The organism is Brachybacterium sp. 107, from assembly GCF_052379725.1.
Lineage (GTDB): Bacteria > Actinomycetota > Actinomycetes > Actinomycetales > Dermabacteraceae > Brachybacterium.
On the sequence record NZ_JBQSYW010000003.1, the window covers coordinates 61,097 to 76,476 of the forward strand.

18 protein-coding genes are annotated in these 15,380 nt (G+C 71.2%); 8 read left to right on the forward strand and 10 right to left on the reverse strand.

Features of this window, described 5'->3' with window-relative positions:
- Positions 1 to 15: 15 nt before the first annotated feature.
- Both ACT3UL_RS05055 and ACT3UL_RS05060 read right to left on the reverse strand, forming a co-directional pair.
- Positions 16 to 1,329 (reverse strand): AAA family ATPase, encoded by a 1,314-nt coding sequence (locus tag ACT3UL_RS05055; RefSeq protein ID WP_444577056.1) that lies wholly within the window; start codon positions 1,327 to 1,329, stop codon positions 16 to 18.
- An 80-nt stretch (positions 1,330 to 1,409) separates the two neighbouring features.
- Positions 1,410 to 2,384: a hypothetical protein gene (locus ACT3UL_RS05060; RefSeq protein WP_444577057.1), complete on the reverse strand. Its 975-nt coding sequence runs from the start codon at positions 2,382 to 2,384 to the stop codon at positions 1,410 to 1,412.
- 40 nt (positions 2,385 to 2,424) lie between these two features.
- On the opposite strand from ACT3UL_RS05060, the gene ACT3UL_RS05065 reads away from it, so the two are divergent.
- The 3 genes from ACT3UL_RS05065 to ACT3UL_RS05075 all read left to right on the forward strand — a co-directional run bounded on the left by ACT3UL_RS05065 (position 2,425) and on the right by ACT3UL_RS05075 (position 4,319).
- Positions 2,425 to 3,138: a DUF402 domain-containing protein gene (locus tag ACT3UL_RS05065; RefSeq protein ID WP_444577058.1), complete on the forward strand. Its 714-nt coding sequence runs from the start codon at positions 2,425 to 2,427 to the stop codon at positions 3,136 to 3,138.
- A gap of 68 nt (positions 3,139 to 3,206) precedes the next feature.
- Positions 3,207 to 4,031: a sugar phosphate isomerase/epimerase family protein gene (locus ACT3UL_RS05070; RefSeq protein ID WP_444577060.1), complete on the forward strand. Its 825-nt coding sequence runs from the start codon at positions 3,207 to 3,209 to the stop codon at positions 4,029 to 4,031.
- A gap of 57 nt (positions 4,032 to 4,088) precedes the next feature.
- Positions 4,089 to 4,319 carry a hypothetical protein gene (locus tag ACT3UL_RS05075; RefSeq protein ID WP_444577061.1) on the forward strand — a complete coding sequence of 77 codons (231 nt, stop codon included), beginning with the start codon at positions 4,089 to 4,091 and terminating at the stop codon, positions 4,317 to 4,319.
- 66 nt (positions 4,320 to 4,385) lie between these two features.
- Here the strand turns inward: ACT3UL_RS05075 and ACT3UL_RS05080 are convergent, their stop codons facing one another.
- Both ACT3UL_RS05080 and ACT3UL_RS05085 read right to left on the reverse strand, forming a co-directional pair.
- Positions 4,386 to 5,735 (reverse strand): MFS transporter, encoded by a 1,350-nt coding sequence (locus ACT3UL_RS05080; RefSeq protein WP_444577062.1) that lies wholly within the window; start codon positions 5,733 to 5,735, stop codon positions 4,386 to 4,388.
- Positions 5,732 to 6,403, reverse strand: a complete 672-nt coding sequence (locus ACT3UL_RS05085) for a GntR family transcriptional regulator (protein WP_444577063.1) — start codon at positions 6,401 to 6,403, stop codon at positions 5,732 to 5,734. The genes ACT3UL_RS05080 and ACT3UL_RS05085 overlap by 4 nt, the downstream gene beginning before the upstream one ends.
- 262 nt (positions 6,404 to 6,665) lie before the next feature.
- Between ACT3UL_RS05085 and ACT3UL_RS05090 the strand changes: the two genes are divergently transcribed.
- Genes ACT3UL_RS05090 through ACT3UL_RS05100 form a run of 3 tightly spaced genes read left to right on the forward strand, consistent with a single transcriptional unit; the run spans position 6,666 to position 9,267 of the window.
- Positions 6,666 to 7,559: a metal ABC transporter substrate-binding protein gene (locus ACT3UL_RS05090; protein ID WP_444577064.1), complete on the forward strand. Its 894-nt coding sequence runs from the start codon at positions 6,666 to 6,668 to the stop codon at positions 7,557 to 7,559.
- Positions 7,556 to 8,341, forward strand: a complete 786-nt coding sequence (locus ACT3UL_RS05095) for a metal ABC transporter ATP-binding protein (RefSeq protein WP_444577065.1) — start codon at positions 7,556 to 7,558, stop codon at positions 8,339 to 8,341. Before ACT3UL_RS05090 ends, ACT3UL_RS05095 begins: the two co-directional genes overlap by 4 nt.
- Positions 8,338 to 9,267 (forward strand): metal ABC transporter permease, encoded by a 930-nt coding sequence (locus ACT3UL_RS05100; protein ID WP_444577066.1) that lies wholly within the window; start codon positions 8,338 to 8,340, stop codon positions 9,265 to 9,267. Before ACT3UL_RS05095 ends, ACT3UL_RS05100 begins: the two co-directional genes overlap by 4 nt.
- Here the strand turns inward: ACT3UL_RS05100 and ACT3UL_RS05105 are convergent.
- Positions 9,262 to 9,954 carry a metal-dependent transcriptional regulator gene (locus tag ACT3UL_RS05105; RefSeq protein ID WP_444577067.1) on the reverse strand — a complete coding sequence of 231 codons (693 nt, stop codon included), beginning with the start codon at positions 9,952 to 9,954 and terminating at the stop codon, positions 9,262 to 9,264. The two genes, ACT3UL_RS05100 and ACT3UL_RS05105, sit on opposite strands and share 6 nt — an antisense overlap.
- 90 nt (positions 9,955 to 10,044) lie before the next feature.
- On the opposite strand from ACT3UL_RS05105, the gene ACT3UL_RS05110 reads away from it, so the two are divergent.
- Both ACT3UL_RS05110 and ACT3UL_RS05115 read left to right on the forward strand, forming a co-directional pair.
- Entirely contained in the window at positions 10,045 to 10,797 is a 753-nt protein-coding gene (locus ACT3UL_RS05110; protein ID WP_444577068.1) for a Pr6Pr family membrane protein, read from the forward strand.
- On the forward strand, positions 10,794 to 11,348 hold the full coding sequence (locus tag ACT3UL_RS05115; protein ID WP_444577069.1) for a GNAT family N-acetyltransferase: 555 nt from the start codon (positions 10,794 to 10,796) through the stop codon (positions 11,346 to 11,348). The genes ACT3UL_RS05110 and ACT3UL_RS05115 overlap by 4 nt, the downstream gene beginning before the upstream one ends.
- Before the next feature lie 40 nt (positions 11,349 to 11,388).
- On the opposite strand, the gene ACT3UL_RS05120 is transcribed toward ACT3UL_RS05115, so the two are convergent.
- The 5 genes from ACT3UL_RS05120 to ACT3UL_RS05140 form a co-directional block, all read right to left on the reverse strand.
- Entirely contained in the window at positions 11,389 to 12,537 is a 1,149-nt protein-coding gene (locus tag ACT3UL_RS05120; protein WP_444577070.1) for a DNA alkylation repair protein, read from the reverse strand.
- Between the two features lie 4 nt (positions 12,538 to 12,541).
- The gene (locus ACT3UL_RS05125; RefSeq protein ID WP_444577071.1) at positions 12,542 to 13,204 is read right to left on the reverse strand and encodes an LOG family protein; all 663 of its coding nucleotides are present in this window, start codon (positions 13,202 to 13,204) and stop codon (positions 12,542 to 12,544) included.
- A gap of 81 nt (positions 13,205 to 13,285) precedes the next feature.
- Positions 13,286 to 14,257, reverse strand: coding sequence for a phosphotransferase (locus ACT3UL_RS05130; protein WP_444577072.1), 972 nt, complete (start codon positions 14,255 to 14,257; stop codon positions 13,286 to 13,288).
- Between the two features lie 146 nt (positions 14,258 to 14,403).
- On the reverse strand, positions 14,404 to 15,066 hold the full coding sequence (locus tag ACT3UL_RS05135; RefSeq protein ID WP_193118793.1) for a carbonic anhydrase: 663 nt from the start codon (positions 15,064 to 15,066) through the stop codon (positions 14,404 to 14,406).
- A gap of 55 nt (positions 15,067 to 15,121) precedes the next feature.
- Positions 15,122 to 15,373 carry an NUDIX hydrolase gene (locus ACT3UL_RS05140; protein ID WP_444577073.1) on the reverse strand — a complete coding sequence of 84 codons (252 nt, stop codon included), beginning with the start codon at positions 15,371 to 15,373 and terminating at the stop codon, positions 15,122 to 15,124.
- Positions 15,374 to 15,380: the final 7 nt, after the last annotated feature.

A 15,380-nucleotide genomic window follows, 5' to 3' on the forward strand; every position in this document is an offset into this window, starting at 1 on the left:
ATCGGCCGAGCACGGCTAGAGCTGCATGCTGCTGCGAGGAGCGTCGTACAGCGCGAGCTCGTCGGCCGTCGGAACCTCGAACGCCGCTCTGTAGGCGGCGAGGTGCTCCCGGGTGATCGGCGGGTCCTCCGCGGCGCGAGCGCTGATGCGTCGCCACAGCTCGTCGTCGTCGGCGTCCAGGACGAGGAGTTCGACGCGGGCGCCGAGCGCTCGGGCGCCCTCGCGCAGGCGGTCGCGCTCCTCGCGCCCCCAGGTGCCCCACTCGATGACCACGTCCACTCGCTCCTGGAGCAGCTCCTGAGCGATCCGCCACTGCAGCTGTTCGATGCGCTCGCGCAGGCTCTCGTCCCACTGCGAGCTGCCCAGCCGGGACATCCAGTCGTCGGGGCTGAACCGCGCCGCCCCGGTGGCCTCGACGATCTGGTTTGCGGCGGTGGTCTTCCCGGTGCCGGGGAGCCCGCAGATGATCGTGAGCGTGGGGGGAGCTGCTTCCGGCCTGCGGCGATGGGTCATGAGCACTCGTACCTGGTCGAGCCAGCCGATGCCCAGCAGCTGCCCGTCCGGCAGGGAGTCCTCGTGGTCCCAGCGCCAGGTCGTCACCAGGGCGCGGGACAGGATCCGGCAGTCCTCGAGCAGCTCGAGGTCGACGTTCGGGTAGTTCGCCGCGACCGGCGCCGGCGCGTGGGCGAGGTCGAACTCGACCGGCCCTAGGCAGCAGGTCTCGAGGTCGATGAACAGCGGCCCTCCCACGGCGTCGAGCACATTGCCCGGATGGGGTTCCCCGTGAAGCACCTGCTGGGGCCCGCGCTGACTCACCTCCTCGCCGAGGCTCTGCAGGGTCCCGCGCAGGAACACACGGTCGGCCTCGGGGAGGCGCGGGGTGCGCACCGGGTCGTCGACGAGGGCGAGCGCCTCGGCGACCCGGTCTCCCACTGGCGAGACGTCGAGATCTGCGGCGCGCATCGCGGCATGCAGGCGGGCGAGGGCGCTCGCGTACTCGGCCGCGGGGAGCGCCCGGTCCTCGTGCGGTGCGTAGTGGGTCCACAGGGTGATCTCGAAGCCGTCGCGCGAGTGCACCTGCGGGGGAGTGCGCGGATCGAGTCGGCCGACGGGCGCCCCCGCCGCCGCCAGTCGCAGCACCCGATCCACCTCGATCCGCGCCCCGGTGTGATCAGCGGGCGCGATGCGGGCGACGAGATCGCAGGGCAGTACCCGCACGGTGAGCCGGTTGGAGTCCTGGAGGTCGACGATCTCGTCGGCCTCGAGCCCGAGGGATCGCACCACCTCCATCGCGGCGAGACGGGCGCGGGCTGCCGCGTGAGGATGCATCCGGCTGACGCTAGAGCGGTGGGCGCACGCGCGCAACGCCTTACTCGCTTCCGGTCTCGATCCAGATGTTCGCGGGGTCGCTAGTGCCGCAGACGGTCGGCGAACTCGGCAGAGCCTGCAGGGATCAGCCCGGCGGGGAGCGGAGTTGGCGCAGGACCGCCTGGCACGGGGATTCCGACGATCGCGGTCCAGGTGTCCTGCGGGTGGGGTGCGGGGCCGGGCACGTCGCGCATCATCGCGGACTCCAGCTCCTCGGTGGCGTGCGAGTCGATCAGCAGCACGTCGCCGTCGGCGCTGCGGTCGATGACCGCGGCAAGGCAGGCCTCCATGTCCTCCCGTGCCGTCCGTCCCTCGTGCGGCGTGGACTGAAGGGTGATCTCGATGCCTCCGTCGGGCTCGGGCGGCCAGGCCAGGGCCTGGGCGACGATCACGCCGTCGCGCTCCAGCGCCACGCTGCGATCGGGGTCGAAGCTGCCCTCACCGCCCGGCACGAAGTCCGGGGCGTTCTCTGCTCGCAGCTCCGTCGGGGCAGCCGCCGGGGACCAGCGGGCGTGCTGCGCGGTGTAGTGCTCGACGTACAGATCGAGCATCTCCTCGCGGCGTGCGTCGACCACGCGGCCGGCGTGAAGGCCGTCGCTCGTCGTGCGATGCTCCGCAGCCCAGGCGCGCATCGCATCATCGACCACGTAGCGCCAGGGTGGCATGAGCTGCACGAGCACGCCGCCGTGGCGGGCGCAAAGGTCCAGCAGCTCCGGCTCGTGGGCCGCCGGCTTCAGCCGCAGCGGCAGGGTCGAGACCGCGATCTGGGCCTCGAGCAGCACGTCGGCGACCTCGTCCCACGGCTCGCCGTCCAGGACCTCGAGCACGAGCGAGCGGGAGTCGGGATGGAAGCTGTTGTCGATGCCGCGACAGTGCCCGAGCAGACGGCCCGCCGAGTCGGTGGCGACCACCGAGCGGCAGTTGTCACCCTCCCGCCAGCGATCCGGGAGCAGATCCTCGAAAGCAGGGTCCGCGGAGTCGGCCGGCGTGGCAGGTCGGGTGGTCAGGGTGGGCATGGGCTCAGGGTATCGACGCCCCGACCACTACCCTGGCGCGATGGACACTGATGTCAGGCAGCAGCTGGAGGCGATCCCGGGCCCAGCTGGGGAGAGCATCGTGATCCCGCACCCCGTCGGCACGGCGGTCGCGATCCGCAGCATCCGGGACTTTCCGGATCGGGAGCCGGCAGTCAGCTTCGCCGTCGCCGGAACGGTCCTGCAGGACGACGAGGACCTGATCGTCGTGATGACGTCGCCCGGCTCCGACCGTGCCGCCCGCGCCGGCCGACGGACCGGCCCGCGCGGACGCAATGTCGTCGTGACCGGGTGGGACGGCACCCATGATGTCGCCACCTGGGAGGGGCCGACGGTGGTTCGCGTGCATCCGCGCGGGAGCTGCTGGTCGCTCTGGCGCTGGCACGACGGCGAGAACTGGGTCGGGGACTGGTACGGCAACCTCGAATCTCCCTGGCGGCGCAGCGCCGTCGGCTACGACACCCAGGACTGGGCGCTCGATGTGGTCGGCGAGGGAGTCCCGGGCGCTGAGGGACTGGCCGTCCGGTTCAAAGACGAGGACGAGCTGGACTGGTACGTCGAGCAGGGTGCCTTCAGCCCCGAGCGTGCCGCCTACTTCCGGTCCGTCGGCGCGGAGCTCGCGGAGCTGCTTCGTCGCGGAGGGGGTCTGGTCGGCGCCGACTGGTCCCGGTGGATCCCGCCCCGCGATACGTCGCCCGTGCCGCTTCCGGAGGGCTGGCGCCACCTCGCGGACTGAGCAATGCGCGATGATGTCCTGGTGCCGACGGCGACACCTCGCTCGCCACCCCGATCACAGGAGATCCCATGGCCCACTCGCTCGATCCCACCAAGGCGCTGCACACCTGGTCCGTGTTCCGGACCATGGGGCGGTACGTCGCGCCCGGCTCGGCCCCGTCGGGCGTGCTCACGGAGAACACCTCCGGTGGGGGACTGGACCTGCTCGAGCTGCCCGCTCAGCTCGCCGCGCACGGTTTCACGAGCGCACAGCTGTGCCACTTCTACCTGCCCCGCACCGACACCGCCTACCTCACCGAGGTGCGCGCCGCCTTCGACGCGGCCGGCGTGGACATCGAGTGTCTCCTCGTGGACGACGGGGACGTGACCCATCCCGAGCAGGGCGAGGAGCAGCAGCGCTGGCTGTCGGGCTGGATCGGCGTGGCCGAGCAGCTCGGTGCGCCGCGCGTACGGGTCCCCGCCGGGGACCAGGCCCCGACGCCGGAAACGATCGCGCTCAGCGCCCGCCGGCTCCGGGAGCTCGCCGCCGAGCATCCGGACATCCGGGTGATCACCGAGAACTGGAAGTCGCTGCTGATCGATGCGGCGACCACGCGCCAGCTGTTCGACCAGCTGGGCGGCGAGGTCGGCTTCCTCATCGACACCGGCAACTGGACGGGTGAGGACAAGTACGACCAGATCGCGCAGGTCGCCGGCATGGCGGAATGCTCGCAGGTCAAGGCCCGCGAATCCTCCCCGGGTGTGCTCGACGCCGAGGACCTCACCCGCGCGCTCACCGTGCTGCGCGACGTCGGCTACGCCGGGCGGATCTCCTACGTCTACGCCGGCAGCGACGACGACGAATGGGCCCGCCTCGACGAGATGCACGAGATCGCCAGCACCGTCACCGGCTGAACGCCGATTCCCGCGCTGCCGAGTGGCCCGAGCCGGGCCAGGGGTAGCGTGGCGGCCATGATCGTGATCGGAAACAGAGGAATCACTCTGATCGTGGGAGTGCTCGTCGTGGCGACGATGCTCGTCGCGTACAGCTCCCTCGTCTCGGGCAATGACAAGGTGACCGTCACTCTGGTCGGGATGCTCATCTCCCTGCTGACCGCGGAGTACCTGAAATCCCGTCTGCGCCGCCAGGCCCTGTCTGACGAGGGTGCTGGCGCGCGCGACGGGGCCGAGCCGGCGAAGTAACGCCGCCCGCTCCGACCGGACCCGACCGGACCGGACTGACCCAGCTCGACCTGGCACGCCCCGCCGTCAGCGGCTCAGGGTCAGATCCGCGGCGGTCGTGCGGTCTGTGCCGTCGTCGGCCGCTGTCGGATCCTGCATCGGCGCAGCCGGATCTGCCGTCGGCCCCGCCGGATCCTGCGCCGACCAGTTCGGTCGACGCAGCCCGATCGCCACGAACATCAGGCACAGCGCGCAGATCCCGGCGACGATCACGAGCCCGCCCGTGTAGGGCAGCACCGGGGTGAGTGCGGCGAGGATCGTGGGCAGCAGGAACCCCAGGTAGGACAGTGAATAGTAGACGCCGGTGATCCCGGCGAGGTCGCGCGGGGTGGCGAGGGACTGGGCGATGATCAGCCCGGCCACGACGCACACCCCGTAGGAGGCGCCCAGCAGCGCGGCGACGCCCACGACCATCACGGGGCTGTGCAGGTCGCTCGCCACGGCGGCGAGGATCATCCCCGCGGTCATCCCGCTCATGCCCACCAGCAGGGCGCGTCCGCGGGTGAGCCGGTTCAGCAGTCCGACGGTGCCCTGCGCGAGGGCGCCGATGCCGAGGGTGAGCACGGTCAGCGCGGTCGCGTAGATCGTGGCCGAGTCCCCGATCCGGTCCTCGACGGTGCTGGGCAGGATCGCGTAGGCGACGCCCGCCGCGGCGAACACCCACGGCGCGGCCGGCAGCACGAGGCGCATGAAGACGGGATGCGCGGCCGAGGGGACCCGCAGGTCATCACGCAGCGAGCCCCGGGCGCGCAGCTCACGCGGCAGGCTCTCCGGGGCGGTGAGCAGCGCGGCCGCCGCGAGCAGGCACAGCAGCAGATGGGCGGCGTAGGGCAGCTGGCCGGGCAGCGGCGCGAACTGGGCGAGGGAGCCGGTCACCCCGGCGCCGATCGCGAAGCCCAGGGTGAGGGTGAGCGAGGACCGCTTCGCGCCGGAGATCGCCGTGGCTGTCGCGTCGTGCGCCGGATCGGACAGCTCCTTGATCCAGCTCGAGCCCACCGACATCCCGACCCCCACGCCGATCCCGGCGAGGACGCGGCCTGCGCACAGCACCACGAAGCTCCCCATCCCGGCCGCGAGCAGGGAGCTGGCGATCATGGCGGCGAGGAGTCCGGCGATGGTGAGGGGCTTGCGCCCGTAGCGGTCCGACAGGGCCGCGGCCAGCAGCATGCCCGGCACGATCCCCAGCACATACATCCCCAGCAGCAGGTTCGCCTGCCACGGGGCGTAGCCGCCGAGCGTCTCGTACACGTGCAGCAGCGGGGTGAAGTGGTTGCCGCCCCAGGCGAGCACGAAGCCGGTGGGGGCGACCCGCAGCCAGGAGGCCACCGGCCTGCGACCGTCGCCGTGGCCCGCGGCGTTGTGCACGGCGCGGCTCACGGCGTGACCTCGTAGTGCTCGTGCCCGGAGGTGAGATGGCGCTCGATGAGCGCACGGAAGGTGTTGGTGTCCTGGCGGCGCACGGCGTCGGCGAGTTCCACGTGCTCACGGTGCAGGGCCGGCAGATCGGCCGACGGGGCCGTCACCGCGAGGCGGGAGAGGCGGTAGAGCCGCGGGGCGAGGGAGCCGATGATCCCCTCGACGACGCTGTTGCCCTCGTGACGGATGATCCGCAGGTGGAAGGCGTGATCGTGGACGGCGAACTCCGCGGGGCGGCCGACGGAGCCGGCCTGCTCGGCGAGGGACTCGTCGAGCGCGGCGAGCAGGCTCGTGCGCAGCTCGTCGTCGCTCACGATCCGGGAGACCGCATGGCTCTCGAGCATCGAGCGCACCGACAGCAGCTCGCGCCGCTCCCGCGCCGTCGGGCTCGTGACCAGCGATCCCTTCTTCGGTACCAGGCGCACGAGGCCCCAGCTCGACAGGGTCAGCATCGCTTCGCGGGTGGGGGTGCGGCTCGCGCCGTGCTGCGCGGCGATCTCGACCTCGGTGAGCAGCTCACCGGGTTCGATGTCGCCGTCGGCGATGCGGCGGGCCACGGAGGCGGCGATGCGATCGGCGAGCGGGCGGCTCGGGGACTCGTCATGCCAGGGCAGTTCGAGGGGGTCCATGAGCTCCACCCTAATGCATGCATCAATGGATGCAAGACGATCGGGGTGTGGCTCGGAACTCTCTCGGGGGTGCCATCGCCCGAGTAGGCGAGGGTTCTGGACGCGCTCGCCCCGCTCGCCCCGCTCGCTCTAGTTGGTCTGGTCGCGCTGGTGCGCCCCGCTCCGGTGGACTAGCATCCTCTAATATTCGACAAGGCGAACATTGTGAAGCAGATGATGCGAAGAAAGATGTGTGAGCATGCGTAGACGATGGTGGACGGCGATGGCGAGCGTCTTGGCGGGGGCCCTCGTGCTCGCCGGCTGCGGGCATGACCCCCGCGGCGAGGAGAGCGGGAAGCCGGTCGTGCTCACCACCTTCACCGTGCTCGCGGACATCGCGCAGAACGTCGCCGGGGACGATCTCGAGGTCGAGTCGATCACCAAGGTGGGCGCCGAGATCCACGGGTACGAACCCACTCCTCGCGACATCGCCAAGGCGTCCCGAGCGGATCTCGTCGTGGACAACGGGCTCGGCCTCGAGCTGTGGTTCGAGCAGTTCATGGAGTCCGTCGACGCACCACACGTCGTCGTCTCGGAGGGGGTGGATGTCCTCGACATCACCGGAGATGCCGATGCCGGGAAGCCGAACCCGCATGCCTGGATGAGCCCGGTGAATGTGCAGATCTACGTGGACAACCTGGTCACTGCGTTCAGCGAGCTCGATCCAGAGCACGCCGAGGAGTATGCGGCTCGCGGTGAGGAGTACAGCGCGCAGCTGCAGGACGTCCAGGACGATCTCGTGGCGGAGCTGGAGACCCTGCCGGAGGCGCATCGGGCCCTGGTCACGTGCGAGGGCGCGTTCTCCTACCTCGCCCGGGACGCCGGGCTGACGGAGCACTACATCTGGCCCGTCAACGCCGAGCAGCAGGCGACGCCGCAGCAGATCGCGTCCGTGATCGACGTCGTCGGCGCCCGCGGGATCCCGGCGGTGTTCTGCGAGTCGACCGTCTCGGACAAGCCGATGCAGCAGGTGGTCGCGGCCACAGGGGCGGACTTCGGAGGCACGCTCTACGTCGACTCCCTGTCCGGGCCCGACGGCCCCGTGCCCACGTACCTCGATCTGCTCCGCCATGATGCGGACACGATCGTCGGCGCGCTCGCCGGGGATCCGGCGTGAGCGCGGCGATCAGCGTGCAGGGCATCGTGGTGCGCTACGGCGAGGTCCTCGCGCTCGACGGGGCGAGCATCGAGGTGCCCGCAGGGAGGGTCACGGGACTGGTGGGTATGAACGGCTCGGGGAAGTCGACCCTGTTCAAGGCGATCATGGGCATGGTGCGGCCGGAGGCCGGGGACGTCCGGATCGAGGGGAAGGACCCCCGCGTCGCCCGCCGGGCCGGCCTGGTCGGCTACGTGCCGCAGAGCGAGGACGTGGACTGGACGTTCCCCGTCTCCGTGCGGGATGTGGTGATGATGGGCCGTTACGGACTGCAGGGTGCCACCCGACGGGTGCGACCCGTCGATCGCCGGGCCGTCCAGGAGGCGCTGGAGCGGGTGGAGCTGGCCGACTTCTCCGCCCGCCAGATCGGTCAGCTCTCCGGGGGTCAGAGGAAGCGGGCGTTCGTGGCCCGGGGCATCGCCCAGCAGGCCCGGGTGCTGCTGCTGGACGAGCCGTTCGCCGGCGTCGACAAGCGCAGCGAGGCCACGATGGTCGCGCTTCTGCGGGGCCTCGCCGCCGAAGGGCGCACGATCCTCATCTCCACCCATGACCTGCACGCCCTGCCGCAGCTCGCCGACGAGACCGTGCTGCTGCAGCGCAGGGTCCTCTTCCACGGCCCGGTCGCCGAGGCCCTCGCTCCCGACCGGCTCGCGGAGGCCTTCGGCCTCGATCCGCTCGGCACCCTCGATCGCCCCGGCACCGCGGATCCGCTCGGCATGTCCGGGACGGGAGGCCCCGCATGAGCCCCCTCGACCTGATCCTCGAGCCCCTGCAGTACGACTTCATGGTGCGGGCCCTCGTGGCGACCGTGGCGGCGGCGATCGTGTGCGCCCTGCTCTCGTGCTGGCTGGTGCTGGTCGGCTGGTCGCTCATGGGGGACGCCGTCTCCCATGCCGTGCTGCCCGGCGTGGTGCTCGCCTACGTGCTCGGTGCCCCGTTCGCGCTCGGTGCACTCATCTTCGGCGTGCTGGCCGTGGTGCTCATCGGGGCGATCCGAGGCACGAGCCGGGTCAAGGAGGACGCCGCGATCGGGATCGTCTTCACCACTCTGTTCGCGCTCGGGCTGGTCCTGATCTCGGTCACGCCCAGCCAGACCGATCTGAACCACATCGTCGTCGGGAACATCCTGGGGGTCGGCACGGGGGACCTGTTCCAGATCTGCCTCCTGGCCGCGGTCGCCTTCGTGGTGCTGGTCCTGAAGCGCCGGGACCTCACGCTCTACGCCTTCGATCCCCTCCACGCCCAGGCGATCGGCCTGTCGCCCCGGGTCCTCGGCGGTGTGCTCCTGGGCGTCCTCGCCCTGACCTCCGTCGTCGCGCTCCAGGTGGTCGGGGTCGTCCTGGTGGTGGCGATGCTCATCGTCCCCGGTGCCACCGCGCATCTGCTCACCGATCGCTTCGGACGGATGCTCCTCCTCGCCCCGTCGATCTCGGTGAGCTCCTCCGTGCTGGGGATCCTCCTCAGCTTCTGGCTCGACGCCGCCTCCGGGGGACTCATCGTGCTGGTCCAGGGCGGGGTGTTCGCCCTCGTCTATCTGCTCGAGCCCCGACGCGGGCTGCTGGGGCGCGGGCTCACCGCCCGTCGGCGCCGCGAGCAGAGGCAGTGCGCCGGGTCGCCCGAGCGAGAAGCTCCCGGTGATGGCGCGGCCGTCCTCCCGCGAGGTTCATGAGATCGCGGGCTGCGCGATGACCGAGACCCAGACGGAGCTCGTCGCGGATCGTCCGAGGGACAGGCCCGCAGCGACCCCGCTGAGGGCCACCTCGATCGCCTCGGAGTACGGAGCCCCGGGGCGCACCTCCAGCTCCGTGCCCACCCCGATGCCCTGCTCGGCGAAGTAGGTGAGCAGGTGGGGGTCGTCGTCGGAGATGCGCTCCACCCTGGCGGTCGACCCGATGGGGACCGCGGCGAGCAGCATCGCATCCGGACGGTCCACGCGACCGTCGGAGGTCGGGATGGGGTCGCCGTGGGGATCGCGGGCGGGGTGTCCCAGGTGCTGGTCGATCCGCTCGATGAGGAAATCGGAGACCGCGTGCTCGAGGTGCTCGGCCTCGTCGTGCACCTGGTCCCAGCTGTACTCGAGGACCTCGACGAGGAACGTCTCGAGCAGACGGTGGCGGCGCACCATGGCCAGCGCGTACTCGTGCCCCAGCGCGCTGAGCGCGATGGCGCCGTAGCGGGTGTGCTCCAGCAGGCCCTGCTCGGTCAGCTTTCGCACCGCGTCCGAGACGGTCGAGAGCCGCACCCCGACGCGCGCGGCCAGCGCGGAGGCGGAGACGGGGTCCGCCGACCATTCCCCGAGGCTCCAGATCGCCTTGAGGTAGTTCTGGGTGCTCGTCGAGAGCGTGGAGACTGACATGCTCGAACGCTAGCAAACGGTGGAGTTCGGTCGGACGAACGTGCTCGTCGGATACGATGCACCGTCGGTGCGACGAACAGGGGATGCTCGATGACGACCTGGTGGCCCTGCGTTCGACTGATCGCCGCGGCGCTCGCGCTCGCTGCGATCCTCCGGCAGCTCTCCCTCGCGATCAGCAATGCCCGCGCGGCGGGAACCGCCTGGGGATCCGATGTGCCGACGGTGGTCGCGAACTTCTTCAGCTACTTCACGATCCTGTCGAACGTGAGCTGCGTGGTCGCGCTCGTGCTCGGAGGTGTGTGGCTGCTGCGCCATCGCCGCGGCACCGCGGTGGAGCCCGCCTGGCTCACGACCCTGTTCGCGTGCGCGAGCACGTACATCGTCGTCACCGGGATCGTCTACAACCTGCTGCTGCGGTCGATCTCGATCGCCGGGATCTCGGACGTGTGGACGAACGAGACGCTGCACGTGGTGATCCCGCTCGTGCTCCTGGTCGATGCCGTGATCGCGCCGCGGCGCGGCCCCCTCCCGTGGCGCACGATCGGTGTGGTGGTCGTGTTCCCGATCCTCTGGGCCCTGTACACGATGATCAGGGCGAACCTCGTCACCGGACCGGCGACGGGCGACCCCTGGTGGTACCCGTACCCCTTCCTCGATCCGCACCTCGTCGCAGGCGGCTACCTGGGCGTGGCCGGGTACATCGTCGGTATCGCGGTCGTGATCACAGCGGTGGCCGCGGGCGTGGTGTGGATCGGCCGACGGCGCTCCCGCGACGACGGCTCGGAACACACGGGGCGCTCTGGGCTCGCGGGCCATTCGGGGCCTCCTGAGGTGCGCCCGTGAGCGGCCGCCCGCAGGCTCCTCGCGAGACCCGACGGCTGCAGCTCGACGCTCCTCGCGAGGCAGATCTCGAGGATCTCCACCGCATCTACTCCGACGCCCGTACCTGGACCCACCTGCCCAACGGACGCTTCGCCGACCTCGCGACGACGCGAGGCGCCCTGGACAGGTGGCGGGAGGACTGGCGGGCGCATGGACTCGGCGCCTGGGTCGCTCGGGAGGGCGGCGTGCTGGTGGGGCACGGCGGATGCGCCGTGCGGCAGGACGTGTTCTGGAACCTCGGGTACCGCTTCGCCCCCGAGGCGCAGGGGAGGGGTCTCGCCACGGAGCTGTCCCACGCGGCGATCGCCGCTGCCAGGGAGGTGCATCCTGAGCTCCCTGTCGTCGCGTACCTGCTCGAGCACAACGCGGCTTCCGCCGTGGTCGCCGAGAAGGTGGGGCTCACCCTGCGCCATCGCGGCCCCGATGCCGGCAACCCGGATCCGTCGGCCGTGCGGCTCGTGTACTCCGATCGGGAGCTCAGCGACCAGGAGCTTTCAGCGACGATGCGCTGATCGCGCTGATCGCTCTGATTCCTTGGGTCAGCTCGATCGTTCAGTCGGCCGACGGGACGCCCAGGTGGAAGTCCTGACGGCCAGAGGCGACCCCGTTGATCTGGAGGGAGATCGCGTGCGGCCCGTCGTAGTAGCGGCGGGTGGTGATCGGGCGGAACGAGTGGGCCTTCCGCACCGCGAGCTCCTGCCCGGGGTCGAGGAAGGCCGTGGTGAGCTTGAACGTCTTCGTGCTCTGCGTGCCTCCCGCGGTGGCGTGGTGCACGACGTAGTCGATCATCAGGCGCACCGGCTCTGCGCCGGTGTTGCGCACGCTCGCCCGCAGCTCGATCGTCTCGCCCATCTCGACTCGCTCCTGATCCAGGTGCGGTCCGTCCACCTCGAGGGTGCCGGCGGGGTCCGGGTACCCGAGCAGTGCGAGGGCGGAGGGGTCGCCCCGCTTGAGGAGGGTGCGCAGCGCATGGCGGACGAGCTTCTGCGTCGTCCGTGTCGTCTGCGCCGTCTGCCCTGTCGGCGCATCGGGCCCGCCGGCCTCATCCGTCGCGCCGAGCCACCGGGCGGCCGTGGCCACGACGAGCGCCGGATCGTCGCGGCTGAGATCGTTGAGATGGTTCGCGACGGAGCGTCGCACGTACTCCGACGGGTCGCGGTGGAGGCGGTCGAGGATCGGGATGGTCCGGCCGGGATCCGCGGTCAGGCGCGGAACACGCACCGCCCACGGCAGATACGGACGGGTGCCCTCGGAGGCGAGGCGCCGCACGTGCTCATCCTCCGAGCCCGTCCACACCAGTGCCCGCTCCAGGACCTGCTCGAGGTCATGGCGCATCAGGATCCGCAGCGCGAACTCCGAGCTCAGCAGTCCGGTGAGTTCGGCGAGCAGGTCGAGGGCGTCGGAGGTCGCCTCCGGGCCGCCGTCGGCCGCCGCGGACTCGGCGACGGCGGTCGAGGCCGGCCAGATCATCCAGCCGCGGAACGTCGGCGCATCGCGGATCGCCCGCCGGACCACCGTGGCGAGGTCCGGGTAGGAGTCGCCGAGGTCCTGGAGCATCGCCGCGCGGAGCGCATCGACCCGTTCGCGAAGGCTCAGCGCCGACAGGGACTCGGCGGTCTCGCGGAGGCGGTCCGGCGGCGTGCCGGGGGCGGCCGTCTCGAGCGCGTCGGCGAGATCGAGGGCGGTACGTCGATCGATCATCTCGTCAGCGAACGGCACGGCGCTCCTCGGGTGCAGTGGCGGCGGTGGACCCGGCGTCGGGGCGCTCCCACTTCGCGGCAGGGGCGAACCAGCTGCTCAGCTCGCTGATCAGCTGCTCGGGCTCCGACGCGACGACCAGGGAGGCGCGGAGCTGCGTCGAGAGGAATCCTGCCGCGGTCATCTCGTCGAGGGCGGTCAGCAGCGGCTGCCAGTAGCCCGCGACGTCGTAGAGCGCGACCGGCTTGGCATGGATGCCCAGCTGCTGCCAGGTCCAGACCTCGAACAGCTCCTCGAGCCTGCCCGCGCCGCCGGGGAGAGCGACGAAGGCATCGCCGAGCTCGGCCATGCGCAGCTTGCGCGCGTGCATGTCCGGGACCACCTCGAGGTGCGTGAGGCCCTGGTGGGCGATCTCGCCGTCCACCAGCGACTGGGGCATCACTCCGAGCACCTCCCCGCCGGCCTCCAGCGCGGCGTCGGCGAGGGTCCCCATCAGGCCGACGCGGCCACCCCCGCACGCGATCCCGATACCGGCCTCGGCGAGCCCGCGCGCCAGTCGCGCGGTCTCCTCGGCGTAGACGGGCGAGTTCTCGTGCGCGGAGCCGCTGAAGAGCGTGACTCGTGACAGGTCACGCTCCGCGACGGGCTGTTCTCCGTGGGCGTCGGGCATGGGGTCCTCCGAAGGGTCGGGCAGTCGTGGCAGACGACGAGCCTGCCATGTCCGTCGTCGGCCGTGAGGAGCCCGCCACGATCAGAGCGACCCGTGCCGCCGTGCTGAGTCGCCGATCGGGTCCTCCACCAGGCGACGCAGCGTCGAGCGGCCCAGTGCGGCCATCGGGGGATTCGAGGTGTCGTAGCACCAGACCAGTCCGATGGCCTGCTCGAACGCCCAGGCGGCGCCGCGCTCCCACTCCAGATCGGAGCTGCCCAGATGCTTCCGCAGCAGGTCCCGACGAGGCCCATCGAGCAGGTGCCACGCCGGGACCAGATCGACGGACGGATCCGCCGGGCAGAACCCTCCGGTGTCGAGCACCCCGGTGAGCCGGCCGTCGGCGCAGAGCAGATTCATGGGGGTGAGGTCGCGATGGCACATGACGTCGGGCCCGGACCTGCCCAGTGACCGCCAGCGTGACCAGCGCGCCGCCAGCTCGTCGAGGTCGGCAGCACAGATGTGCTCGGCGTGCCCAGGGGTTTCGGTCTGCTCCAGCAGCTCGTGGGTCCGCTCCAGGCACTGCTGCACCCAGTGGTCATGCGCGGCGAGGTCGCCTCCCCGGCCGAGCGCCGTGAAGCGGCGTCCCCGGGTCGGGGTGGCGTGCAGGGCGGCGAGGAGCTCGGCGAGGTCCCCGGCGGCGGCGTCCGAGCTCGCGACGGAGTCGGGGTCCGCCACGTCGCCGGGAACCCACGTCTGCACGGACCAGGGCATCGGGTACTCCGGGTCGGGATCCCCGATCGCCACTGGCTCCGGGGCGGGCAGAGGGCTGGCGGCAGCGAACTCCGCCATCGCCCGGTGCTCGACCTCGATCGCCGTGCGGGCGTCGCGGGGGTCGGTCAGCACGATCGGGAATCGCGCCGTCAGATCCGGTCCGATGCGGACGATGTGGCTGGTCGTCGCCGTGCTCGCCACCGAACGGACGTCGGAGGGGGTGACCCCCGGGAGCAGGGCGACGAGGAGCCGCTCGGCGACCTCGGGGGAGAGGTCGAGCTCGTTCTCATGCATGGCCATCGGGCGAGCGTACGGCGCAGCGGACCCATGGGGCCACGAGAATTCGCGGCCGATGCAGAGCCCGAGGGCCGCCGCCGGAGCGGAGGGGCTGGCGTGGGGACGGAGGGGCCGACGCGGGGACGGGTGGCCGGCCGTCGGCCCGTGGCTCAGCGGGTGATCGTGACCTGGCCGACCGAGGTGATCGGCGAGACCCGGCCGTCGGCGAGGCGGTACTGGCAGCCGACGATGCCGAGCGCGCCCTCGGCGACCGCGTCGCTGATGACCTTGGACTGGCGCATGAGGGCGTTGATCGTCTCGTCCAGGTGGCGCCTGCCCACGGCGTCGGCATCGATCAGCTCGGGATCCACGTAGGGGCTGATCCGCTGGGAGGCGAACCATTCCTGCTGGACGGCGGGCTGGATCGCCTCGAGCTCCTTCTTGATCGCGGGAGTCGTGGGGCTCGGCGAGGCCGTGGTCTGGTCGATGGCTGCCTTCACCGCACCGCAGGAGCCGTGGGCGAGCACGACGATCACGGCGACGCCGAGCTCGGCGACGGCGAACTCCATGGTCGCCGTCGTGTTCTCGTTGGCGATCTGGCCGATGTTGCGCACCACGAACAGATCGCCGAGACCGCAGTCGAAGAGGATCTCTGCTGCGACCCGGGAGTCCGAGCAGCCCAGGAACGCGGCGTTCGGGGCCTGGCTGCCGGCTAGTTCGCTGCGACGGGCGGCGTTCTGCTGCGGGTGGAGCAGGCGACCCTCCATGAATCGTTCGTTCCCGTGTGCGAGCTCATCCCAGGCCTGCTGGACGGTGACGCGCGAGGTAGTCATGGAGAAAGTCCTCAAGATAGTGCGGGGGTGGCGCGGACGGCCGGGAGGGAGCGGGCTATCGGCCGCGCTCCACCCGCACAATAGACCTGACGACCTCCCGGGCGATCGCGAGGTCCAGCGGAGCATGCGGCTCCGGAACCGCCTCGAGGGGGAACCAGCGCACGTCGACCAGTTCGTCGGAGGGGCCAGCTGCGGGGCGTTCGACGAGGTCAGCGAGGTATACGGCCGCCTGTTCGTGCCGGGGAGGGTTCAGCAGAGAGAACGTGGCGCTGCCACCCCACCGCAGGGTGGCGGGAGTCACCAGCACGCCGGTT